Source organism: Corynebacterium testudinoris, from assembly GCF_001021045.1.
GTDB lineage: Bacteria > Actinomycetota > Actinomycetes > Mycobacteriales > Mycobacteriaceae > Corynebacterium > Corynebacterium testudinoris.
Window position 1 is genome coordinate 1,713,899 of the sequence record NZ_CP011545.1, and the last position, 22,477, is coordinate 1,736,375.

The following is a 22,477-nucleotide window of genomic DNA, read 5'->3' on the forward strand; positions in this document are numbered from 1 at the left end:
TCCGGTAGATACAAGTCTCTCACGCAACCACTTCGTGATCTCGGGCACACGGAGAGAGGACATGCGAAATGGAGCATCTACGCGAACACCATGAATACCGGCCCCAACCTGGACATTTCGATAGAAGAAAAGCTGTCTGTTGAGGCTTTTCTTATCTCGGGCAGTTTCTCCATTGGCCATCACCTGGGGCGGGCTGCCCGGACCCCACGCCCCCGAGATCCATCCGCCATATCTATTAATCACTTTCAGTGTTAGGCGCGCCTTACCTTGGCCCATTCGCTTCCATGGCCACGACCAGTGACACCGCAACGGGAAGGAATACGCATGTCAATTCGAGAACACACAGTCATAGGCGACCTCGTGGACAAGGACGAATCATGAGAGACGACAACCCAACGGACACCGTCGACAAGCGCAGTGCCGCGAAAGCCGCACTGCGAGATCTGCTGCGGCCCGTGCGGGGTCGGCTGTGGGCCGGCCGAGTGATAGGTGCCGCATCCGCACTCCTGTCCATTGCTCCATACATCGCGCTCGTGCGCCTCGGCGAGATTTTCCTCGATGCCTACCAATCGGGCCTGCCCGTCTCCGCCGCGGAGACCGAACCGGTGGTGAGATGGCTGCTAGCTACGTTCATCGGCCAGCTCGTATTGCTGTTCATCGCTCTCGCGCTGACTCATTTCGCTGACCTCGCGCTCGGGTCAATCCTGCGCCGTCGGATCCTCGAGCGGATTTCGCGGGCACCGCTATCGTGGTTCGGAGACACGACCTCGGGGCGGGTGCGTAAGGCCATTCAAGATGACACCCGCACCCTCCACATCCTCGTGGCATATACGCCGGTGGACACGACCGTTGCCATCATCACCCCGGTGATGCTCCTGGGTTACGCCTTCAGCGTCGATTGGCGGCTCGGGCTTCTATCCTTTGCCACGCTGCCGATCTACGGCCTGGTCCAGGGCATCGGCATGCGGGGAATGGGGGTCAAGACATCGGAGATGGACACCCACTTGGGCAACGTGTCATCCACCGCAGTCGAGTTCGCCGACGGCATCGCCGTGGTCAAGGCCTTCGGTCGCACCGGCGAGGCGCATAGTCGCTTCCGCACCGCCGCCCGGACCTTTAGCGATTTCTACGACGCCTGGGTGGGACCACTGCTGCGGATTTCTGCGCTGTCAGAGTCAACAATCTCCGTGGCACTGCTGGTACTGGTCAACCTCGCCGGCGGCGCAGCGCTGGTGGGGGCGGACGTGGTGTCACCGGTGCAGGTGCTCACCACCACCCTCATCGCGCTCGTCATACCCGGCGCGATCCAGAGGCTCGGTTCCACCGCGTGGTCGTATCAGCTGGCTGGTAGCGCCGCGTTGCGGATCACGCAGATGCTCGAAGGGCCGGAATTGACCACAATGGCCACGAAGGAGCCGATTCCCCGCGACAACGGGGTCGAGTTCCAGGGCGTCAGCTTCGCCTACGGCGATAACGTGGCATTGTCTGACGTGACGCTCACCCTGGCGCCGGGGTCAATCACTGCGCTTGTCGGGCCCTCGGGATCGGGCAAGTCCACGTTGGCCACGATGGTCGCCCGCTTCCAAGACCCCGATGCCGGAACTGTGTCCATCGGTGGCATCGATGTCCGGTCACTTCCTCCCGAAGAGCTCTACCGGACGGTCTCGTTTGTGCTGCAGAACCCGCAGCTGCCACGGATCAGTATTCGGGACAACATTGCGCTCGCACGGCCTGACGCTACCGACGGCGAGATCCTCGCCGCCGCGCGGGCCGCCCGCATCGCCGATGAGATCGCGGACCTGCCCGCAGGCTTCGACGCCATCGTCGGCGATGATGCCCAGCTCTCTGGCGGACAAAGTCAGCGCATCGCCATCGCCCGGGCTCTCCTGGCCGACGCGCCGATCTTGGTCCTCGACGAGGCCACTGCGGCCACCGACCCCGATTGCGAGGCCGACATCCAGGCGGCGCTGAATCAACTTGTCGTCGGCCGCACCGTCTTGGTGATCGGCCACAAGCCCGAGTCCATTCGCGGCGCCGACCACGTCGTCCTCCTTGTCGATGGTCGGATCGTCGATTCCATCGCCGGCGCCGAGGTCACGACCGACGCCGTCCACGAGCTGATGAACCGAAAGGCCCCGGAAAATGTCTGAGCGCACCCTACAACCATCATCTCTACTTTCTGCGTTCAAGGATCCGCTCCTGCTGAAGGCCAGTTCGGAGCTATTCGGGCCTCAAGGTCGCTCGCTGCGCACCAAAACTGTCGCTTGGACTACGCTATCGGGACTCTGCGATGGCGGCGCGCTCATCGTGCTGCTTCCCGCCACCTCTTCTCTTGGCACCGGTACCCCGGTGTGGGGCCTCGGCATCGGGGGGTGGCTCATCGTCCTGACGGCGTTGGCCATCGTGGGCGCCACCTCGCGTTACCTCGCCACAGGCTACGGCTACGCCTCGACGCTGGTGTTCATCAGGCGCGCCCATGGGGCGATCGGCGACGCCCTGGCGTCGCTGCCGCTGGGATGGTTTCGTCCCGAACGCACCGGAGGTCTCTCCCGCCTGGTCACCGACGGTTTCATGTCGGCGGCGTCCTCCTTCGCCCACATCTTGTCCAACGTGGTGGCCAACGCTTCCGCGTTGGCGGTAATCCTGGTCGGGACGTGGTTGTGGGATGTCCGACTCGGCCTGATCCTCAGCATCGCTGCACCCGTCGCCGTGACCGTGATGGTCGCCGCACAGTCGCTCAAGCGCAGGGCGTCCGAGCGGGTGCGCCCCTCGGACACCGAGCTGGCTAACCGCATCGTCGAATACGCCGCCTGCCAGCCGGCGTTGCGGGCGGCAGGCCGGGCCGGCGATTTCGCACCGCTCCGGCAAGCGGCTGCGGCGAACGACCGTGCCCGGGTGAAGGAACTGTGGATGAGCCTCGTGCCGTTGGCGCTCAACGGCATCGTGGTGCAGGCGGTGATCGTGGTGCTGATCACCGTCGCCGTGGGACTCGTCGCCGACGGGTCGCTGGGGCCCATCGAGACCATCGCGTTCATCGGAATTTCGTTGCGGTTCACCCGGATTCTCGACGACCTCGGGTCGGAATTCCTGGGCATCGATACCGCCCGCGCGCCGTTGGCAGAGATCACGTCCATCCTCTCGGCACCCACGCTGCCCGAGCCATCGCCAGATTTGGCCGCAGACATCACCTCCCCCGGCCGCATCGAGTTCGAGGAGGTCACCTTCGGCTACGAAGAGGCCCGCCCGGTGCTCACGGATATCTCCTTTACCGTCGCGCCGGGCACCATGACGGCGCTGGTCGGCCCCTCAGGCTCAGGAAAGACCACCATCGCTCGCTTGATCAGCCGGTTCTGGGATGTCGATGCTGGCACCGTTCGGGTCGGTGGTGCCGACGTACGGGAGATAACTACCGAGCAGCTCATGGCGCAGTTGTCCATGGTCTTCCAGGACGTCTACCTCTTCGATGATTCCCTCGCGGCCAACATCCGCGTCGGACGCGAAGGCGCCTCCGACGCCGACGTTCGCGCCGCCGCAGACCAGGCGGGCGTCACCTCGATCGCCGCGCGCCTTCCGGACGGCTGGGCCAGCCGCGTCGGCGAAGGCGGCAGGTCGCTGTCCGGCGGTGAGCGGCAGCGGGTGTCCATCGCGCGTGCGCTACTTAAGGATTCGCCGATCGTGCTTTTCGACGAAGCGACCAGCTCCCTCGATGCGGAAAACGAGGCCAATGTGGTGGCGTCAATCGACAAACTTCGCGCGCGGTCGACCTTCCTCGTCATCGCGCACAAGCTCGATACTGTGCAGGCCGCAGACGAGATCATCGTCCTCGACGATTCCGGCCGCATCGCCGAACGCGGGACACACAAGCAACTCCACGCAGCCGGAGGCGCATACCGGCGGTTCTGGGATCGTCGGGCCGCCGCCTCAGGCTGGGCCCTGGCACCTGCACCGACACGCGAGAGCACGGATGAACGACGTTAAGGTTGAGGGCATGCCTACTCCCTCCCCCGCGATCGGCGGGCGCCGCACGGGGCCCAAGCCCCGCTTCACGGTCAACGACGCCGTCGACGCCGCCTTGAAACTGGGACTGGACACCTTCACCCTCGGCGACGTAGCCGCGGAGTTAGGGGTATCCACGCCATCGTTGTACCGCATCGCCGCCTCGCGCGCCGAACTCGTCGAGCTAGCTCTCATCCGAGTCGCGGCATCGCTGGTCCCACCCCCGAACGACCTGTCATGGCAGGAGCAGCTGCGCGACTATGTCGAATCAATGTGGGGGACTTTGGAAAATCACCCGGGCATCGACCGCATCATCATGGACTATCCCGGCGCCCATGCAGCGGTGCAGGGCTACCTCCGGGACCTCTCCCAGTCCGTGCTTGCCGCCGGCTTCCCAGGCAGCGTCGAGCGCCTTGATTTCGTGATCGACTTTCTCGGCGACACGGTGATAGCCACACACTTGTCCATCGTTGCCATGCGGCGCGAGGTATCCCCGGGCCGCTCTGGCTTAGAACAGGCACGGGACAAACTCAAGGATGAAGCCGCAGCCAGTGGCCGCGACACCCGCATCACCCCCCACAACTCTTGGGTGGAACGGGGACACCTCGACGCGAAAGTCGAGTTCATTCTCTCCGGGGTCGAGGCAGGACTCTGAGCGAGTAGGACCCGCATAGCAGAAGACGACCGCCGTGCGCGGGGCACGGCGGTCGTCGAAAAGCAGGGCCGATTAGGCCTGGCCAACCTCGAAGCGCTTGAAAGCGGTCAGGGTGACGCCAGCCTCATCCATGAGCTGCTTGACGTTCTTCTTGGAGTCAGCGACGGAGGCCTGCTCCAGCAGGACGACGTCCTTGTAGAAGCCGCCCAGGCGACCCTCCACGATCTTCGGGATAGCCTGCTCCGGCTTGCCCTCTTCGCGGGTGATCTGCTCGGCGATGGAACGCTCCTTCTCCACGATCTCAGCCGGAACATCCTCGCGGGTGAGGTAGCCAGCCTTGAGAGCGGCGACCTGCATGGCAGCAGCCTTAGCAGCAGCCTCGGCCTCCGCGCCCTCACCGGTGTAAGCGACGAGCACGCCGACGGACGGCGGCAGGTCAGCGGAACGGTGGTGCAGGTAAACGGCAACCTTGTCGCCCTCGATGGTGGCGGCGCGACGAAGCTCCAGCTTCTCGCCGATCTTTGCAGACAGGGCCTGCAACACGTCAGCGGCGGACTGGCCGTCAACGTCAGCGGCAGCGAGCTCCTCCGGAGTGTTGGCCTGTGCCTTAGCGGCACCTTCGGTGATCTTGGTGGAGATCTCCTTGAATTCAGCGTTCTTGGCCACGAAGTCGGTCTCGGAGTTGATTTCCACCATGGTGTTGCCGGACACGGCAATCAGGCCCTCGGTGGCGTTGCGCTCGGCGCGCTTGCCCACGTCCTTGGCACCCTTGATGCGGAGCAGCTCGACAGCCTTGTCGAAGTCACCATTGGCTTCTTCCAGGGCCTTCTTGCAGGCCACCATGCCAGCGCCGGTGATTTCGCGGATCTTCTTGACGTCTGCTGCAGTGTAGTTCGCCATAGTTCGGGCGATCCTCCTCTTGTAGGAAAAGTATTCGTTCAACGAGCGTACTCGATAGAAAAAGCCCCCGCCGCGCATACACGACGGACGGGGGCCTGAGACAACCTCAGATGAGATTAGTTCTCGGTGGCGGTTGCTTCCTCAGCAACAGCAGCTTCCGCAGCCTCAACGGCCTCGACTGCTTCCACAGCCTCGGCGACCTCAGCGGCCTCGGTTGCTTCTGCAGCCTTCTCGGCGTCAGCAGCAGCCTTCTCCTCGGTGTCGCCAGCGGCTTCCTTGGAAGCGGCGAGGGCGCGCTCTTCGCGAGCCTTCTTGCCCTCTTCCACAGCGGTGGAGATGACGCGGGAGAGCAGAGCGGTGGAGCGGATAGCGTCGTCGTTGCCCGGAACCGGCCAGTCGACAACATCCGGGTCACAGTTGGTGTCCAGGATCGCGACGACCGGAATGCCCAGCTTGTGAGCCTCGTTGATCGCGATGTGCTCCTTGTTGGTGTCAATAACCCACAGAGCGGAAGGGATCTTGTTCATGTCGGCGATGCCGCCGAGGACGCGCTCGAGCTTGGTGCGCTCGCGGGTCAGCATGAGGATTTCCTTCTTGGTACGGCCGTCGTAGCCGTTCTCCGCAGCCTCCATGGCCTGGAGTTCCTTCATGCGGTGCAGACGCTTAGAGACAGTCTGGAAGTTGGTGAGCATGCCGCCGAGCCAACGGTGGTTGACGTAGGGCATGCCGACGCGCTCGGCCTCGGTCTGGACAGCTTCCTGGGCCTGCTTCTTGGTGCCGACGAAGAGGACGGTGCCGCCGTGGGCAACGGTCTCCTTGACGAACTCAAAGGCCTGGTCGATGTAGGTCAGGGTCTGCTGCAGATCGATGATGTAGATGCCGTTGCGGTCGGTGAAGATGAAACGACGCATCTTCGGGTTCCAACGACGGGTCTGGTGGCCAAAGTGCACACCAGCATCGAGAAGTTCGCGCATGGTTACGACTGCCATGTCACGCTCACTTTCATATAGAGTTTCGGTTTTCTTATCCTTGATGTGCAGGTTTTTATCCTGCACCCTAGCGACGGGGCCATGCCGACACCCGGAGAACCGGGACCATGTCTGCGTGGGCTTGTTCCGCCGCGCGTAGTCAGCGTGAAGACACACTGCTGTCGCACAGCTTAACCTCTGGTCAAGCCGTTGCCAAACCAGGTGTCGCAGTTTTCCACAGGCCAGTCACACCAGTCCCACTATCCACAGGTTCCCGCTTATCGACGCCCGCCTCGCTCACCCTCCGCCCTATCGTGCGGGGTATGCGGACCTTCATCATCACTGTGCTGACCTCGCTGGTCGCCTTCTTTGCTCCAACTCCAGCTTTCGCCTACGTCGACCCCAGCACCGGCGCTTCCACCGCCAGTGGGGTCATCCGGGCATTTGATAAACCCGCCCAGAACTGGCTGCCCGGCCACCGGGGCGTTGATCTCCGCCTGACCGTCGGCGCCGATGTCCTGGCCAGTGGTTCCGGCGTGGTGGCCTTCGCGGGCATGGTGGTCGGGACCCCGACCATCTCCATTGACCACGCCGACGGGGTGCGCACCACGTACCAGCCCGTACATCCCCTCGTCGCCACCGGTGACCTCGTAGAAGAGGGATCCGTTATCGGCAGGCTGGCGCATCCCACCACCCAGTGGCCAGGCCTGCAATGGGGCGCCAAACGCGGCGAGGACTACCTCAATCCCCTATCGCTGCTCAGTGCCCCGACGATCCGCCTGAAACCTTCTCCTGCCGGCGGTGGACCTTGATGGCCCTCACCCACTCCGAAGCCGCCCGGTCAGACAGGGCCACCAACGCGACGATCCACGTGGCGATGTTGAGAATCCCTAGGGCACCCTCCGCGATAGTGCTGCTCATCGGGGTGAGCATCGTCGTTATCCCATTGGAGGCCAACAACGCCAGCATGCCGTAGCGCGCCCAGGAATGCCCACGAAGGAAAAAGACCATGAGCGGCACGTACACCACGAGTGACATCCCTGCCGCCAACCCCGCGGCCAAGAGCCGAACATCCCACTCCGCGGTCTCCGGAATGTCAGGCACACCCTGCTGGATCACCTGCGCCAGCTGCAAAAGCACACCCGTGATGATGGCTGCCACGGCGAGGATGAACACGGCCGGACGCGGCGGAGCGTCGACACTTTCTTTGTCATGACTGGCTGCCGCCACCCACGGCGGGGAACTCGTCTCCCGGACCCCGTTGACATCCACCACAGGCAGATCACCATCAGTATCGATGAGGTCGCCACCACCGTTGCGATGGTGGTAACCCGTGGAAAAGTCCTTGATGACCTCGACGTGGACATCACGATCGGCGTGACACAGCGTCTCCACGATGTAGTCTCGCTCCGCGTCCGTATCCGCATCAATCTTGTGGGTCACCTGCCACGTGAACAGAGACAGCCCGACCGCCCGGTCGTAGGTACCCGCGGCCAACCAATCCACCTGGTGTCCACCCGGCAGAAACCAGCCTTCCGGACAGCGCCACAGCCGGACGTGATGACGCTTGGAGGGACTATCTTCCACCTCCTGTTGGAACGCCACATCCTGGGCCCGGCCAAAGAGATTCAGCGAGCTGACCGGCGCCTCCGGATAGGAACGCCCCGTCAACGAGCTGGTGATGATTCGCCGGGAAGACTTAAAAGTAATCGGATCCGCGACCACCCACCCGGCCTTCTCGAATGCCGCCGCGACCTGTTCACCCGAGCCGCGGAGCGCAAGATTCACCGGATCGCCGAGCAACCCGTCGGGAGTGCGCACCCGGCCAATGAAATAGTCCGGCACATACAGCTCGGTGAGCACACGGTGCAGTCGCGGCAGCGCCAAATACGCGGCAACCACCCAGAACCCAATGAGGTACAGCAAATGCCACCAGTTGAGGTTCAACCCCGAGCGGATGAGCAACACCGCAAACCACGCGGAAAACACCGCCCCGAAAACGAAAAACACCCAATCGACGACCGCCGCCACCGAAAAAGGCTTGGATCGGTGCGCGTGCACCTTCTCCTGCCGAGGCGCGTAGCTCGGCGCGGGCTTACTCTGCGGCATGCCCGCCAGAATACCGCTCAGGCCCGCGGGTGAGCGCGCGAAAACACTTCCTTGAGACGTTCGGCAGACACGTGCGTATAAATCTGCGTGGTTTGCAACGACGAGTGCCCCAGGAGCTCCTGCACCACCCTCAGGTCTGCCCCACCCTCCAAGAGGTGGGTCGCGGCCGTGTGCCGCAATTCGTGCGGCGTAACATGCTGCCCACTGACCTGGCCGGCTTTCTCCACGACGCGGCGCACCTGTCGCGGATCGATCCGACTCCCCCGCACTCCCACGAATAAGGCTGGCGTGTCCTTGGCCATGCCGGGCCTGGCCTGCTCCAGCCAAGTGGAAACCGCCGTCGCAGCGGCCTCCCCGAACGGAACGGTGCGCTCCTTATTTCCCTTGCCGGTCACCCGAGCAGTCCGCCGGGACAAGTCCAGATCCTTAACGTCGAGCCCCGTCAGCTCGGACACGCGCATTCCCGTGGCATACAGCAGTTCCAGCATCGCGCTATCCCGATAAAACTCCAGCTCGTTGGCGGAAGCGGCATTGCCCACGAACTCCCCCGCCTGCTTCTGCCCCAAGACCTCAGGCAAATGACGACCGACCTTCGGACTGACCAAGCGAGCAGCAACATCCTCGGCAAGATACCCCTGGCGCCGCGCCCACGCGGAAAAAGCTTTCACTGAGGCGGTACGCCGAGCCAATGTTGCCCGCGACTTACCCTCCGCCGCCGCCTGACCAAGCCACGCGCGCAGCGAGTTCAGATCGAGCTCACCGAAAGTCGGCGTCGCCAGCGCAAGATCGAGCAGATCAGAACGGTACCCCCGCACCGTCGCCTCCGAGCGGCCCTGGACCAGCCGCATATGCTCGGCAAAGTCCTCGATGGCCTCCTCGATCTGCGTGCTCATGTGGCACATGCTACCCGCGACTTTGCCAGTCGTTGCTCACTCTTCCTGCCGAAGACGCAAAGCGGCGGAGGAGATCACGATGGATTGTGAAACGCGCTACCAGCATTTGAAGCGCTCCCACGATCGGCGCGCGGAAGTCGGTGCTTAAGGCACCCATGACGCTATCTTCAGGGGAAAAAATCTAGTTGCCAGACGCTCGCCGAAGTCGCAAAACACTACATTAAGCTCCTAAAAGAAAGTTCGGGTGTATGCCGGCTCGATATCGTCCACAATCCGCCGCCGCCATTTGGAACAGGAAATAGCCCCGCGCGGAAGAGAATGTCGGGGCACTCTCCGTGCGCCGTGAATTTCCACGCGATGAGGCAAGCCAGCGATCTGCTTCCCAGACCACAGGAGAGACAATCAATGGAAGGTTAGATCCAGCGTCCGGCATCCGGTGACCATTCACCTGTGACGGTCGACTCCACAGAGGAGAGGATTGGGTTGGCCAATGCCCCGGCAATGCGAAGGGCATCATTGACTTCAATGATCTCCTGTCGAGGCCCGACTAGCCGGCCAATCAGCCTGGCGTAGCCGTCGGCCCACTCCGAGCTAGGCAGATGGAGTTCGAGGGGAAGAGTGAGGCAACGGATCTTCGCCTGGATGCGTAGGGCTTCAGCCAGTCGGGAAGCGTCGGCCCTCAGCTCCAAGGAGATGAGGGCGATGTCGTATAGATCTCGGTAGCGGGTAGAAGGTTGCTGACGCAGATCATGAAGCTCATACATGGCGGAGATTTTGTCGGCGATCTGGTTTTCAATCGGGTAAGAACGGATCCTGTAGTCCCTTTCCATGAATTCCAAATCGAGTCCATCAGAGCGCTGCACGTCCAAGAAATCGGTTACGACCGGCACATGGAGGTCTCCACTGACGTCAATTCCGAATTCCACAACCGGGTTAACACCATAGAAGATCTCGACCTTCAGGCTTATGTTGTCGATTGCACCGTCGACTGTCTCGCCTTTCGGTATAGAAACGTTAAATCGGTATGACCCGATCTTCGCTTCGTCCATGGTCTCGACCAGTTCAGCAGCCGCCCGGAGAAAGGAAGTCGGATCATCTTGGCGGTATAGGTCAAGGTCTCGGGTGTGCCGTGCACCGGGAATCTGGCAGTAAAGGTTGGTTCCTCCTTTGAGGACCCATCCTTGGTCGCGGCTCATCAATTCAGCGAGAAACAGCTCCCGGAAGAATCGGTTGTAGGCTTCGTTGGGATTCATCCCCTGCTCGCGAGCTTCTTTTTCAGGGCATCGCGGATCTGCCCGTCTGTACGTTTCGGCTTACTCTTCCGCATCCTCGCCCCTGAAATCTTCACTGCCCGAGAAATCTTGGAAGTCGACGTCAGCGAACTGGTGGGAAGGCAAGCTGTCGAAGGCTGAAGTGCAAGCCTCGGCGGCATCTAACACCTTCTGCTGCAAAGCCGGATTGTGAGTGACTGTGTCCGGGATCTTAGCGAAAGCTTGTCTGATAGCAGGACTGCTGTTTGGTTACGTCCTCTAGCGTGGTGTATCTGTAACTGCCGGTGACGGCCCCATTAACAACATGGGCGACCACCGCAGGTACCTTTCGAATCAACTCCTACATCTCCTCGAAAGGACAACCCACGATGGCCGCTGGCCCTCATTCTATCGACCCGACCACCTACCTCGACGACCTGCTCTCCCAGGCCTCGCCGGACCTGATGCGGCAGATGCTCCAAGGCTTCATCAACCAAATCCTGTCGACCCAGGCTGATCAGGTCTGCGGCGCGGACTACGCCACCACCAGCGATGCTCGCGTCAACACCCGCAATGGCTATCGTCACCGCGACCTCGACACCCGGGTGGGCACCATCGACGTCGCCATCCCGAAACTACGTACCGGCTCCTTCTTCCCCGACTGGCTGCTGGAACGACGCACCCGGGCCGAACGAGCCCTGACCACCGTGATCGCCACTTGCTACCTCAAAGGGGTCTCTACCCGCAGGATGAACGACCTGGTCGCCACCCTCGGGATTAACAACCTGTCGAAGTCGCAGGTATCTGAGATGGCCAAGGATCTTGACTCCATGGTCGAGGATTTCCGCACCAGACCATTGGATACCAGCCCGTATCTCTACGTCTCGTGTGACGCGTTAACCATGAAAGTCCGCGAAGGCGGACGGGTGGTGAAAACCTCAGTGTTGTTGGCCACCGGGGTTAATGCTGAAGGCTACCGGGAACTATTGGGCATGCAGGTCGCCACCGCAGAGTCATCAGCGTCGTGGACTGGGTTCTTCCGGGATCTTAAGGCTAGGGGCCTTAACGAGGTGTACCTGGTTACTAGTGACGCGCACCTGGGTATCCAGCACGCGATCGGCGAGGTATTACCGAATGCGTCGTGGCAGCGGTGTCGGACCCATTTCGCCAAGAATCTCTCCGGGCTGGTGTCGAAGACGCAGTGGCCGACGTTATCGGCGATGTTCCACACGATCTTCCAGCAACCGGATGCAGCTTCGGTGTGGGCCCAGGCGAGGGAGGTCGTGGCGTTTTGCGAGCAGAGGTTTCCGCATGTTGCTGACTATCTGGAGGAGTCGTTGGATGAGCTGTTGGCGTTTACGAATACGCCGAAGTCGGTGTGGAAGAAGGTGTGGTCGAATAACCCGACTGAGCGGCTCAATCGGGAGATCCGTAGGCGTACTGATGTCGTGGGCATCTTTCCCAATCGTGAGGCTGTGATCCGTTTGGTGGGGGCTGTGTTGGCGGAGCAGCATGATGATTGGATTCAGCAGAAACGGTATATGTCGTTGACGAGTCTGGAGCAGACCAAGACGCTGATGAGGGCTAATATCATTGACCCCGGTGAGAAGGCTGAGGTGGTGGCATGAACCGGTATTGGTATCGGGTGCGTGCCGGCCCTTGGGGTCGTTAGGTCTTCAGTTTTATCGAAAGGTAGAAACACCACTCCCGCGGACTTGACCCTGCTGTTTAGCGTCTCGAGGACACTTTGCATTTGCTCTTGGACGGGCTCAAGTGACTTTTCGATGATTTCTTGCAGGACCCTCATCTGCTGTGTAGATAGCGGCGGCATCGCGGCTAGTACTTGGGACACGGTCTCCTGCAGATTTTCCACCGTCGGTGAGGACGGATCTGGGCCGGGAAATCGCTCATCCAACCACGCTCGTGCTCCCTGAGCAGTATGCGGAGTGATGGTGAGGATATCGGCTATATCTACCAGCGCATCGGCGACTTCAGCGCGGGTCGCCGCACGCTGTTGAAGGATATCGCCGATCATGTCGGTGAGATGGCCAGGTTCGTGACCGGCTCGGGCCAGATCAGTGAGCGTGCGCACGGCGGTGGTCACCGGCATTCCATCAACGACATCCCAGTCCTCGTCATTGAGCTTAGAAATACGGAACATAACCTCGGGTTGGCGACTTTGACGCCTAGTAGGCACAGTGAAACATATTTGGGGGCTTTCAAGATCTCCGATGCGGCGCAGTTCGGCAGCGGATTCGTGCGACACCACGGCGCTCGGTTGCGCACCAAGGCGGTCAGCCGCCATGGCTTTTGGCTCCAGTGCCATCCACTGCGCTCGGACCTCGGTCGCCGATGACCACCCGGCAGAGGTGGAAAGATACACCCCGGAGCGCACCCGTGCTAGAACTGACTTTTCCACCAGTCGACTGAGCATAACGGCCGAGACCCCGGCCTCCTTTGCTTGAGCTGTGGTCACCATCCCCCATTGTTGGGAAGCGAGATCCAACACAATCTCTGTCGCCGTTGCGGTCTTCATACTGCAAATATTACACCATCTGATATTTCCGAAGCGATCTACCCCTGTCATCCACTGCAAAAATTACACATTAGGATATTTTTGCAGACTATAGAGGGCCCGGTTGAGCACTAGATGTGCGGACCCTGTACCCGTTATATCCCTAACCATTCTGCCGGCACCACTTGGACCCTTCCCGACGGACAAGTTGGCGGCTTTCCAACTCCATCAGGACGTGCATCGTCAACGGGACAGTCATTCCAGCTGACCGGGCAACGTCGTGGGTGATTGATCCCTCCGGAGGGCAGGCGTCGAACACGCGGAGTTCGTTGCGGCTCAGCGATTGGGCGGGAGTTGCCGCGAAGGCCAACTCGTATTGCTCCTCCACGTCGAGGGCACCCACTGCTCCGAGGAGTGCACGAATGTCGTCGGCACCAGTGATCAATTCCGCTCTGCCCCGCTTGATCCGCTCGTGGCATCCCAAGGACCCCACCCCGGTAATCGGGCCAGGTATAGCCATGGGAATCCTGCCCAAACCTTCCGCCCAGCTGAGGGTATTCAGAGCACCGGATCTCCAGGCAGCCTCCACGATGACCGTCCCTTGGGTTAGTGCTGCGACCAGCCGATTGCGGGTGAGGAAGCGGTGGCGTTGGGGCGGAGTTCCCGGGGGATACTCACTGATCAGACAGCCGCGATCGGCAATCCGATCAAACAGCGCCGCATTTCGGGCGGGGTATGACTGGTCGAGGCCGCAGGCGGCAACGGCAATGGTCACTCCCCCGGAGTCGAGCGCGGCTTCCTGCGCTACGGTGTCTATCCCTAGCGCCCCTCCGGAGACAACCGTCCATTGGTGGGCGGCGAGTCCGCTGACGAGTAGCTTCGTGGCTTCCATCCCGTAGCGGGTGAGGGCGCGCGTGCCCACGATGGCGACCGATTGCGCAACAGCCGCCTTCACGTTGGCGCCCCGCACCCACAAAGCGTGTGGTGCTACGGCATCCGCTTGGTAGCTGCGGACGTGGTCACTGCGTCCGGTGGCAGCGAATCCGAAAGCTTGGTCCAGTTCTGCGGCAGGCCACTCGGGGCTTTCGGGGCTGATCAGCCGGGCGCCGATCGTTTCCGCCTGCGCCAAATCTTCTGATGCCCGGTCCCAGGCGTAGCGCGACTCGGTTTGGGAATGGAGGTCTCCCAGCCAACTGGCGCGCGTCCGTACGCCGTGGGCAATCTCGTCGGCGTCGCGACCAGCATTAAGAAGTGCTTGCAGTGGCCGGCTGGGGCCTTCCACCACTCGACTGAGGTAGGCCCATGACTTCAGGGTGCTCATATCCGTCCCCCTCTCAGCGTCACGGCAAGGCCGAGGTGATCCAGCGTCGGTTGGTCTTCTCCCGCGAGGTCAGCGAGCGTCCAACTGAGCTTCAAGGAGCGATCGACGCCGCGTTGGCTGATTCTGCCCTGTGCCAGCAAGCCGCCAAGGTAGGCCATTGCATCCTCTGTGGCGGGGTGGTGTCGCCGAAGCAGATGCGGATCAACGTGGGCATTGACGCTGGCGGCCAGCCCGTGGCTCGACCACCGTTGTTCGGCTTTGGCCCTGGCCGCTGCCACGCGATCTGCGATGGTGGCAGAGCTCTCGCCGAAGGCAGTGGTGAGCACCGCGCCGGACCCGGTGAGGTTGATGACCATGTCGAGGCGGTCGCGGAGCGGGCCGGAGAGATTGTTGAGGTACGTGGCGCGCTGGCGGGACGTGCAGGTGCACCTCGTGGGGTCATCCGCGGCGCAGCGGCACGGATTGGCAGCCAGCACCAACTGAAACTGGGCGGGAAAAGTTACCTCCCGCCGTGAGCGGACGAGTCGAACTTCTCCGTCCTCAAGGGGAGTTCGCAGGCTGTCGAGGATGGCCGCGGGGATTTCGGAGACCTCGTCGAGAAAGAGCACTCCGTGATGGGCCAGGCTGACTGCCCCGGGGTGGGCGCGCCCGGAGCCACCGCCGAGGAGTGCGGCCCTTGACACTGAATGGTGTGGGGCGATGAATGGTGCACGGGTGACCACGCCGGATTCACCGACCACAGAATGCACGACCGTCGCTTCCAGACAGCTTTGGGGAGTCAGCGGAGGCATGATGCTGGGCAGACGCGCAGCGATCATGGACTTTCCTGAGCCGGGTGGGCCGATCATGATGAGGTGGTGTCCCCCGGCGGCCGCGACTTCGGCGGCGAGTTTGGCCTCTGATTGACCGGCGATGTCGGAAAAGTCGGCGGTGGGAGCTGGTGCTGGCTGGGTTGGCTGTCCACTGGCTTCGAAGAGCATCGTTTCTCCCAGTGCCCACTCCCACGCCTGTTGGAGGGATGACACGGGCAAGACGTGCAGGCCAGGGACGAGCATGGCTTGTTCCTGGCTAGCGGCGGGAATGAGCGCATACTCGCAACCGTGGGCAGCGGCGGCAAGCAGCGACGGCAGAACTCCCGGGACTTCCCGGACTGAGCCGTCCAGCCCCAGCTCCCCGAGGACGATCGTGCGATCGAGTTTTGCCGTGGCGCCGGGCTCGCGTGCTGCGAGGACAGCCAGTGCCGTGGGAAGGTCAAAGTGTGAGCCAGCTTTGCGCAATGATGCTGGCGACATCGACACGACGATCTTCGTCTTTGGCCACGCTAGCTGGGAGTTGGCGAATGCCGTGCGGATTCGATCACGCGATTCACTCACGGCGGCGTCGCCAAGGCCCACGACGTGGATGCCAGGAAGCCCAGGTCCGATGTTCGCCTCAACGGTGACGATGCGGGCATCGACGCCCTCCAGGGCAGTGGTGAAGCTCCTACCGAGCGCCATGTTCTACTCCTTCGTAGCACTCGACCTCGAAGGTGGTGCCTGCGGTGGTGAGGGCGACGACGTCGAAACGCACGGACACGTATGGGCGACCGTCGAGCCACAGGGCGGCTGCTCGCCGCATGCGCGCTAGCTTTCGTCCGGTGACGGCTTCCGCGCCGCCGTATCCCCTCCCCGACCGGGTTTTCACTTCGACGAAGACGACCGTGCCATCCGGTTCTCGGACGATGATGTCGAGCTCGCCGACGGGATAGCGGACATTTCTGTCGAGAACTGTGGCGCCTTGGCGTTGATAGAGGCGAGCGGCGAAGGTCTCACCCCGTTGAGCCAGTCGGGTGCGTACTGGAGTGCTCATGTTATTCCCCCTGGATAGACAGTGCTTTACTCCTCCACCCTCTCCCCAGTGTTCAGCTCGTGGCAATGGTCGATGCGCCCACGGGGCGGAAACTGTGGATAACCGGAATTTGTCCACAGGTCCAGGGGGCACCTGCTTGACAAGCCTTAATTGTTCATGTTTTTGGCGGCAGGCGACACGGCATCGCCCGATGAAAGGTCTTTTGTCCATTGTTTTAGAAAGTTACTTCCGTGCAATTTCGAACACAGACAAAGTCGTGTCGGACCCGTTTACTACTTTCATGTTTGTAGCGCACAAGAAGCCGTGAGTTCGTAGCGGTTACCTCGCTGCTGTCATGTTCACCCGTCGACGGATAACTCATCGAGTATTCCGCCACAAACATCGATCATTCGTGATTGATCTTCCTCACTGAAAAGGAGAGCACCATCATGTTTAACCCCCAGACTCCCGCGACGCATCCTCGTTCCACGCGGAGCAAGCTCCTCGGCGTTGGCGCCGCCAGCGTGTTGGTTGTCGCCCTGGCCACTGCGTGTGTCGATACTTCCAGCACCAGTTCCGCCCCGACGAGCAGCATCGCCGCTGTTGAGGAGGCCGCTGCACCCGCACCGGCAGCTCCGGAAGCGGCAGCCCCGTCCCAGGAGGAGTCGGTTCCCAAGGAGTACAAGTCGGCCCTGCGTCAGGCGAAGTCGTATTCCGAAATGCTCCATATGTCGAAGGTTGGCCTGTATAACCAACTCACCTCTGAGTATGGCGGCCAATTCACCGCCGAGGCCGCGCAATATGCGATCGACAATGTCGATGCCGATTGGAACGCTAACGCTTTAGAAAAGGCGAAGGTGTATGAGGAAATGGCTCTGTCCCCCAGCGCAATCTACGATCAGCTGACGAGCGAATATGGCGAGAATTTCACGCCGGAGGAGGCGCAATACGCGGTCGACAACCTCTAAGTAGGACACGTCCCCCTGACCACTTCCAGGTCAGGGGGACGTGAGTATTTCCAACACTTAGTCAGGCAGGATCAGATCGGGCTTGTCCAGCTCTTCGATGTTGACGTCCTTGTACGTGATCACCCGGACGTAGCGGACGAAACGGGCAGCTCGATACATATCCCATACCCAGGCGTCAGACATGCGGACCTCGTAGTAGACGTCCTTGCCATCGTTGTGCGGAATGAGCTCCACGGCGTTGGCGAGGTAGAAGCGTCGCTCCGTCTCCACGACGTAGGAGAACTGGCTGACCACGTCCCGATACTCACGGTAGAGGGAGAGTTCTACCTCTGCCTCGTAGTTGTCGAGTTCCTCAGCACTCACAGTTCTTCCTCCTGCATATTCAGCCACTCGCGGTGGGCCGCCGCAATGTTGGCATAAGTGTATCGGTGCTCCGGGGTCGCACCGTGCTGGCGCACCGCAGCCATATGCGCCTTCGTGGAGTACCCCTTGTGCGAGGCCAAACCGTAGTCGGGGAACCGAGCATCCATCTCGACCATGAGGCGATCCCGCGTGACCTTGGCCAGGACACTCGCCGCAGAAATGCAGCGCGCAGCCAGGTCGCCGCCGATGATGGGCAAGTGCGGCGACGTGAGTCCCGGGATGTACCACGCATCGGTGAGGACGTAGCCGGGGTGGGTGTCTAGGCGGGCGATAGCCCGGCGCATGCCGGAGATGTTGGCATGTTGGATCCCACGGACGTCGATAAGCGATGCCTCAATGCTGACAACTGACCAGGACACCGCCACCGACGCAATGATGGGAAAGAGCCGCTCGCGGGCGCGCGGGGTGAGCTTCTTGGAATCGGTGAGAGTGGCCAACTCGGGCAGGTCACAATCAGGCAGGATGCACGCAGCGATGGTGATGGGGCCACAACAGGCGCCACGACCGGCCTCATCAACGCCCGCGACGGGCCCGAGTCCGTGCCGTGAAAGCAGGAACTCCACTACTGAATATCCAGGTCCTTCACGGAGCCAATGCGATTGAAGGGGAAAATGATGACCTGGACCTTGCCGCGGATATTCTCCCTCGGGATGGTGCCCTGGTACTGATCCCCGACGTGGGCGCGGGAGTCGAGGGAGTTGGTGCGATTATCGCCCATCATGAAATAGTTGCCCTCCGGGACCTGGATGGGGCCGAAGTAGTCGCCACCGCAGGCCTCCGAACCAGTCATGGGATTGACGGGGTACGCCGACGGCTGCATCGTGTACGACTGATCTATGGGGCTGCCATCAACCATGACCGCCGGATCGCCCGCCTGGCAGGACACCGTCTGACCACCCGTGGCGACGATGCGCTTGACCAGGTCATTTTCATCCGGAGCCACGAGCCCGACGTACGAGCCGAGGTTTTGCAACGTCCGCACAACATCATTGGTGGAACGCTGCGAGATAAACCCACTGTTCCACGAATCGGTGCCCTTGAACACCACGACATCGCCGGGCTCAGGGTCGCTGAAACGATAGCTCACCTTATCCACAAAAATCCGGTCGCCGGTACACCCCTCACAGCCGTGCAACGTCGGCTCCATCGACTGCGAAGGGATCATGTACACCCGGCCAACGAACGTCTGGATGAGGAAGATAGCCAGCAACGTCACCAGAATGACCACCGGGATCTCGATGTACCAGGGCGCTGACTTCTTCTCTGATGTGCTCACGCCAGCAGATGCTACCAGTCAACCCTGACACAACCCGGTGAGGCAGCAGGCTAGACCACACCGACGGCGTGGAACAGGCCAGCGGCTACCGCGCCGGAGAACACGCCCCACAGCACCACGGCCACGAGAGTCCACGCGACGACCGTGCTGCGCTTGGCGCCAGCTCCCACCAATGCAGTGGAGGTGAACTGGGAGGGCAGCAGGGCCGGGCCGATGAGGCTGGCGCCGGGGACTCCGAAACGCTTCATGTTCTCCACTGCTCGAGACGCCCGCTTGCCTTCCGCGGACGCGGCGTTTGGACGTGAGCCACGCACGGCCCGGCGGATTTGGTCGCCGACGAAGACGAACGCCAGCACCGACAGGACGTTGCCCAGTGTCGCCGCCAGGACGGCCACGGGAATGGGCACGCCCGCAGCGATACCAATGATGGATCCGGCGTGGGATTCAATGAAGGGGATGAAACCGATGAGGAACACGCCGAGGAATTGGACGGCGTCGGGAAGGGAAGAAACGAAGTTCTGGAGAGTTTGCATGATCGGGCTCCTTATCTCATGGGGTGTTACTTGGACGCTTTCTAGCTTCGCGTCTGCCGAGGCTTCCCGGTAGTACCGCGACGTCATGACCTGCCCAGATACCTGTCATCGTTGTTCCATGACAATTGTCATTGCTCTACGGTGGACGCTATGACAGAGACTGACCAGTTCGCCGTTCCCCGCCCGGCGGGACAGCTTTCCGACGCCACCCGTGCCCGAGGCAGCGTCGCCACCGGAATGCGGGCCAGCTGGTGGTACTCGTGGTCCGGCTTGGCCATGGTGGTCGTCGCCTCGAATGCCCTAGTGGTCGCGCCTGTTGCCATGGTCGAGGAGGGAGTAAGCGCCCGAGCACTCCTCTCCGTGGTGGTGTGCGTGGTCTCGGCGGGCACCCAGCTGGCCTTCCTCATGGGGCTGCGGCAGGGAATGGGCCGAGGCGTGAGCAATTGGCCGGTGGCAGTAGCGATGTTGCTGGCGGGGGCGGCAGTCCTCGGCATCACCGCTCCCCTGCCGTGGTCATCTCTCCCGCTGATCTCTGCGGCGGCCCTGCTGGCGTGCTCACTCAGGGGAGCCCGCCGCTGGTTAGCCCTCACCCTCGCCGTCGGAGCGCTCCTGGTCGAAATAGTGGCCATGCCCGACGGCAGCAACCGCGGTCCCCTCTCCTTCCTCTTCGCGGTGTTACTCCCGATGACCACCTTCGGCACGGTGTGGGCCTGGGACATTGTGGTGCGCATCGATAACGCGCGCTCCTCTGAGAGCCGGCTCGCCGTTGCCCGGGAGCGCCTGCGCTTCGCCGCCGACTTGCACGATATCCAGGGCCATACGCTGCAGGTCATCGCCCTCAAAGCTGAGCTTGCCGAGCGCCTACTAGACAAAGATCCCGCCGCCTCCCGCGCCCAATTGGCCGAAATCCGCACCCTAGCGGCCGATTCACTCAGCGACACCCGCGAACTCGTCCAGGGCTACCGCGCTCCCGAACTCGCCGAGGAGCTCAGCAACGCCCACGACGTGCTGGAAGCGGCCGGCTTCCGCACCCACCTCGACGTCGACCGCCTCCCCACCACCCCCGCATCACGCGCCGTCTTCGGCCGCGTCCTCCGCGAAGCCACCACTAACATCCTCCGCCACGCATCCCCGGGGCCGGTAACAATCCTTATCGACGACCGCGCCTCCCACCATTGGAACCTCCGCATCAGCAATGCGGTGGGGGCGTCGAAAAGCCTTCCTGCGGAAGGCTCGGGCCTGGCCGGGCTGCGCGAACGCCTCCGCACCGCCGGCGGCTCGCTCACAACCACCGTCGACGGCGAGACGTTTATCCTCAATGCGACCCTTCCCCCTGAGCTGGAGGTATCCTAATGATCCGCGTGCTTTTCGCCGACGACGAGGACTTGATCCGCACCGCCCTGACCACACTCCTCGACCTCGAAGACGACATCGAGGTCATCGCCTCCGTCAGCGACGGCCAAGCGGCCGTCACCAAAGCCGTCGAACTCAGGCCCGACGTCTGCCTCCTCGACCTCGAAATGCCCGGCCTCGACGGCGTGGAAGCAGCCGAGAAAATCGCCCGCAGCGTATCGACGAAATCCATCATCGTCACCCGGCACGCCCGACCCGGAGTCCTCCGCCGAGCCATGGCAGCGGGCGTGGCAGGCTTCGTCACCAAATCAACGCCCGCTTCCGAACTCGCCGAAGTCATCCGCGCCATCGCCGCCGGCAAACGCCACGTCGACCCCGATATCGCCGCCTCCGCCCTCACCGCCGAAAGAACACCCCTCACCGACCGCGAACTCGACGTCCTCCGCGTCGGCCGCGACGCCGCCACCGTCGGCGACATCGCAGCAGAACTCCACCTCGCGCCCGGCACCGTCCGCAACTACCTCTCCAAGGCAATGCGAAAACTGGGTGTGGCAACACGACGCGAAGCCTCCGACGTGGCCTGGGAGGAAGGCTGGATCTAGGCGCCGCGGCTTCCTCCCCGCCTCGGGTGATATCACCCTGTCGAAACAGCCCCGATGTGGGCTCCCAGCACGGTTGAGAGGACTGGTTTCGACAGGGTGAAAACACACTTTGTGTCAGGAGCCGGGGATAGAGACGCAGGCAAACTAGCTTGCCAGCAGCAGTCGGTCTGATGTCGCGATCAGGATGTCGCGATCAACATGAATTCTCTAGAATGCACATTCCGCTTTTCCGCGACCTGCGAAAACCTGAAGCAGCGCAACGCATTCTAGAGAATCTGTGTAGGCCCTCCGATCCCAGTGCCTGCTCCGGCGTTGCGGGATCGGGGCAGAAAAACGGCCCCGCTCCACCAGGTGATGGTGGTGCGGGGCCGCTGGTCAGAGCATCTTGCAGCTCGGTCAAGCACTGAAAACTAGCGCTTCTCCTTGATGCGGGCAGCCTTGCCGCGCAGGTCGCGCAGGTAGTAGAGCTTCGCACGACGGACGTCGCCCTTGCGGATGACCTCGATCTTGTCGATGTTCGGGGAGTGGACCGGGAAGGTACGCTCCACGCCGATGCCGAAGGTCACCTTGCGGACGGTGAAGGTCTCGCGGATGCCGGAGCCCTGGCGGCGGATGACAACGCCCTTGAACAGCTGGGTACGCTCGTTGCTACCTTCGATGACCTTGACGTGAACGTCGAGGGTGTCGCCGGGGCGGAAGGCGGGGATGTCGTCGCGCAGCTGTGCTGCATCAACCTTGTCGAGAATGTTCATTGAACTGATTCCTTTTTTAGTTCTGGACAGAGGACCCTGGCGGCTCTTTCTTGGTGGAACGCTCGGCCGGTTCGTGCCCGGTGCAAAGTACTGCTACCACTACCCCATCAAAGGTCGCGGTTAACCGGGTTAGTGT

The 22,477-nt window shown here is 62.1% G+C and carries 23 protein-coding genes; 8 read left to right on the forward strand and 15 right to left on the reverse strand.

From position 1 onward, the window contains the following. Window positions 1-377 precede the first annotated feature (377 nt). From CTEST_RS08215 to CTEST_RS08225, 3 genes are read left to right on the forward strand one after another with little or no spacing between them, the layout of a single operon-like run. Window positions 378-2,150 (forward strand): ABC transporter ATP-binding protein, encoded by a 1,773-nt coding sequence (locus tag CTEST_RS08215; protein WP_047253331.1) that lies wholly within the window; start codon window positions 378-380, stop codon window positions 2,148-2,150. Next, window positions 2,143-3,978 (forward strand): ABC transporter ATP-binding protein, encoded by a 1,836-nt coding sequence (locus tag CTEST_RS08220; RefSeq protein WP_047253332.1) that lies wholly within the window; start codon window positions 2,143-2,145, stop codon window positions 3,976-3,978. Before CTEST_RS08215 ends, CTEST_RS08220 begins: the two co-directional genes overlap by 8 nt. A 10-nt stretch (window positions 3,979-3,988) precedes the next feature. Continuing rightward, a complete protein-coding gene (locus tag CTEST_RS08225; protein ID WP_047253333.1) occupies window positions 3,989-4,651 on the forward strand; it encodes a TetR/AcrR family transcriptional regulator in 663 nt (220 codons plus the stop codon). Window positions 4,652-4,723: 72 nt separating this feature from the next. Here the strand turns inward: CTEST_RS08225 and tsf are convergent, their stop codons facing one another. Beyond that, complete coding sequence (gene tsf, locus CTEST_RS08230; protein WP_047253334.1) at window positions 4,724-5,551, reverse strand: translation elongation factor Ts; 828 nt, start codon at window positions 5,549-5,551, stop codon at window positions 4,724-4,726. A gap of 116 nt (window positions 5,552-5,667) precedes the next feature. Beyond that, a complete protein-coding gene (gene rpsB / locus CTEST_RS08235) occupies window positions 5,668-6,540 on the reverse strand; it encodes a 30S ribosomal protein S2 (protein WP_047254326.1) in 873 nt (290 codons plus the stop codon). 302 nt (window positions 6,541-6,842) lie between these two features. Here rpsB and CTEST_RS08240 point away from each other — a divergent pair, with 302 nt between their 5' ends. Further along, on the forward strand, window positions 6,843-7,331 hold the full coding sequence (locus CTEST_RS08240) for a M23 family metallopeptidase (protein WP_047253335.1): 489 nt from the start codon (window positions 6,843-6,845) through the stop codon (window positions 7,329-7,331). On the opposite strand, the gene CTEST_RS13375 is transcribed toward CTEST_RS08240, so the two are convergent. The 4 genes from CTEST_RS13375 to CTEST_RS13680 all read right to left on the reverse strand — a co-directional run bounded on the left by CTEST_RS13375 (window position 7,279) and on the right by CTEST_RS13680 (window position 10,972). Then, the gene (locus tag CTEST_RS13375; RefSeq protein WP_047253336.1) at window positions 7,279-8,628 is read right to left on the reverse strand and encodes an LssY C-terminal domain-containing protein; all 1,350 of its coding nucleotides are present in this window, start codon (window positions 8,626-8,628) and stop codon (window positions 7,279-7,281) included. The genes CTEST_RS08240 and CTEST_RS13375 overlap by 53 nt on opposite strands. A 17-nt stretch (window positions 8,629-8,645) precedes the next feature. After that, window positions 8,646-9,521: a tyrosine recombinase XerC gene (locus tag CTEST_RS08250; protein WP_047254327.1), complete on the reverse strand. Its 876-nt coding sequence runs from the start codon at window positions 9,519-9,521 to the stop codon at window positions 8,646-8,648. Window positions 9,522-9,934: 413 nt separating this feature from the next. Beyond that, entirely contained in the window at window positions 9,935-10,774 is an 840-nt protein-coding gene (locus CTEST_RS08255) for a nucleotidyl transferase AbiEii/AbiGii toxin family protein (RefSeq protein ID WP_052844339.1), read from the reverse strand. 60 nt (window positions 10,775-10,834) lie between these two features. Further along, on the reverse strand, window positions 10,835-10,972 hold the full coding sequence (locus tag CTEST_RS13680) for a hypothetical protein (RefSeq protein WP_158408156.1): 138 nt from the start codon (window positions 10,970-10,972) through the stop codon (window positions 10,835-10,837). Window positions 10,973-11,160: 188 nt separating this feature from the next. Between CTEST_RS13680 and CTEST_RS08260 the strand changes: the two genes are divergently transcribed. Beyond that, window positions 11,161-12,399, forward strand: a complete 1,239-nt coding sequence (locus CTEST_RS08260) for an IS256 family transposase (protein ID WP_047253337.1) — start codon at window positions 11,161-11,163, stop codon at window positions 12,397-12,399. On the opposite strand, the gene CTEST_RS13380 is transcribed toward CTEST_RS08260, so the two are convergent. The 4 genes from CTEST_RS13380 to CTEST_RS08280 all read right to left on the reverse strand — a co-directional run bounded on the left by CTEST_RS13380 (window position 12,297) and on the right by CTEST_RS08280 (window position 16,455). Next, entirely contained in the window at window positions 12,297-13,307 is a 1,011-nt protein-coding gene (locus CTEST_RS13380; protein ID WP_158408157.1) for a type IV toxin-antitoxin system AbiEi family antitoxin domain-containing protein, read from the reverse strand. The two genes, CTEST_RS08260 and CTEST_RS13380, sit on opposite strands and share 103 nt — an antisense overlap. Window positions 13,308-13,449: 142 nt before the next feature. Next, a complete protein-coding gene (gene dprA, locus CTEST_RS08270; protein WP_047253339.1) occupies window positions 13,450-14,607 on the reverse strand; it encodes a DNA-processing protein DprA in 1,158 nt (385 codons plus the stop codon). Next, window positions 14,604-16,103 (reverse strand): YifB family Mg chelatase-like AAA ATPase, encoded by a 1,500-nt coding sequence (locus CTEST_RS08275; RefSeq protein ID WP_047253340.1) that lies wholly within the window; start codon window positions 16,101-16,103, stop codon window positions 14,604-14,606. The genes dprA and CTEST_RS08275 overlap by 4 nt, the downstream gene beginning before the upstream one ends. Beyond that, window positions 16,090-16,455, reverse strand: coding sequence for a YraN family protein (locus CTEST_RS08280; RefSeq protein ID WP_047253341.1), 366 nt, complete (start codon window positions 16,453-16,455; stop codon window positions 16,090-16,092). Before CTEST_RS08280 ends, CTEST_RS08275 begins: the two co-directional genes overlap by 14 nt. A gap of 428 nt (window positions 16,456-16,883) precedes the next feature. Here CTEST_RS08280 and CTEST_RS08285 point away from each other — a divergent pair, with 428 nt between their 5' ends. Beyond that, complete coding sequence (locus CTEST_RS08285; RefSeq protein WP_083985515.1) at window positions 16,884-17,402, forward strand: Ltp family lipoprotein; 519 nt, start codon at window positions 16,884-16,886, stop codon at window positions 17,400-17,402. Between the two features lie 57 nt (window positions 17,403-17,459). On the opposite strand, the gene CTEST_RS08290 is transcribed toward CTEST_RS08285, so the two are convergent. From CTEST_RS08290 to CTEST_RS08305, 4 genes are read right to left on the reverse strand one after another with little or no spacing between them, the layout of a single operon-like run. Then, window positions 17,460-17,765 (reverse strand): DUF2469 domain-containing protein, encoded by a 306-nt coding sequence (locus CTEST_RS08290; RefSeq protein WP_047253342.1) that lies wholly within the window; start codon window positions 17,763-17,765, stop codon window positions 17,460-17,462. Then, window positions 17,762-18,388 (reverse strand): ribonuclease HII, encoded by a 627-nt coding sequence (locus CTEST_RS08295; RefSeq protein WP_047253343.1) that lies wholly within the window; start codon window positions 18,386-18,388, stop codon window positions 17,762-17,764. Before CTEST_RS08295 ends, CTEST_RS08290 begins: the two co-directional genes overlap by 4 nt. Continuing rightward, window positions 18,388-19,119 carry a signal peptidase I gene (lepB, locus tag CTEST_RS08300; RefSeq protein WP_047253344.1) on the reverse strand — a complete coding sequence of 244 codons (732 nt, stop codon included), beginning with the start codon at window positions 19,117-19,119 and terminating at the stop codon, window positions 18,388-18,390. The genes CTEST_RS08295 and lepB overlap by 1 nt, the downstream gene beginning before the upstream one ends. Window positions 19,120-19,151: 32 nt before the next feature. Next, window positions 19,152-19,634 (reverse strand): hypothetical protein, encoded by a 483-nt coding sequence (locus tag CTEST_RS08305; protein WP_052844340.1) that lies wholly within the window; start codon window positions 19,632-19,634, stop codon window positions 19,152-19,154. A 150-nt stretch (window positions 19,635-19,784) separates the two neighbouring features. Here CTEST_RS08305 and CTEST_RS08310 point away from each other — a divergent pair, with 150 nt between their 5' ends. Both CTEST_RS08310 and CTEST_RS08315 read left to right on the forward strand, forming a co-directional pair. Further along, entirely contained in the window at window positions 19,785-20,987 is a 1,203-nt protein-coding gene (locus CTEST_RS08310) for a sensor histidine kinase (RefSeq protein ID WP_052844341.1), read from the forward strand. Then, window positions 20,987-21,589, forward strand: a complete 603-nt coding sequence (locus CTEST_RS08315) for a response regulator transcription factor (RefSeq protein ID WP_047253345.1) — start codon at window positions 20,987-20,989, stop codon at window positions 21,587-21,589. Before CTEST_RS08310 ends, CTEST_RS08315 begins: the two co-directional genes overlap by 1 nt. Window positions 21,590-21,999: 410 nt before the next feature. Here CTEST_RS08315 and rplS read toward each other — a convergent pair whose 3' ends face one another. Next, the gene (rplS, locus tag CTEST_RS08320) at window positions 22,000-22,341 is read right to left on the reverse strand and encodes a 50S ribosomal protein L19 (protein WP_047253346.1); all 342 of its coding nucleotides are present in this window, start codon (window positions 22,339-22,341) and stop codon (window positions 22,000-22,002) included. Window positions 22,342-22,477: the final 136 nt, after the last annotated feature.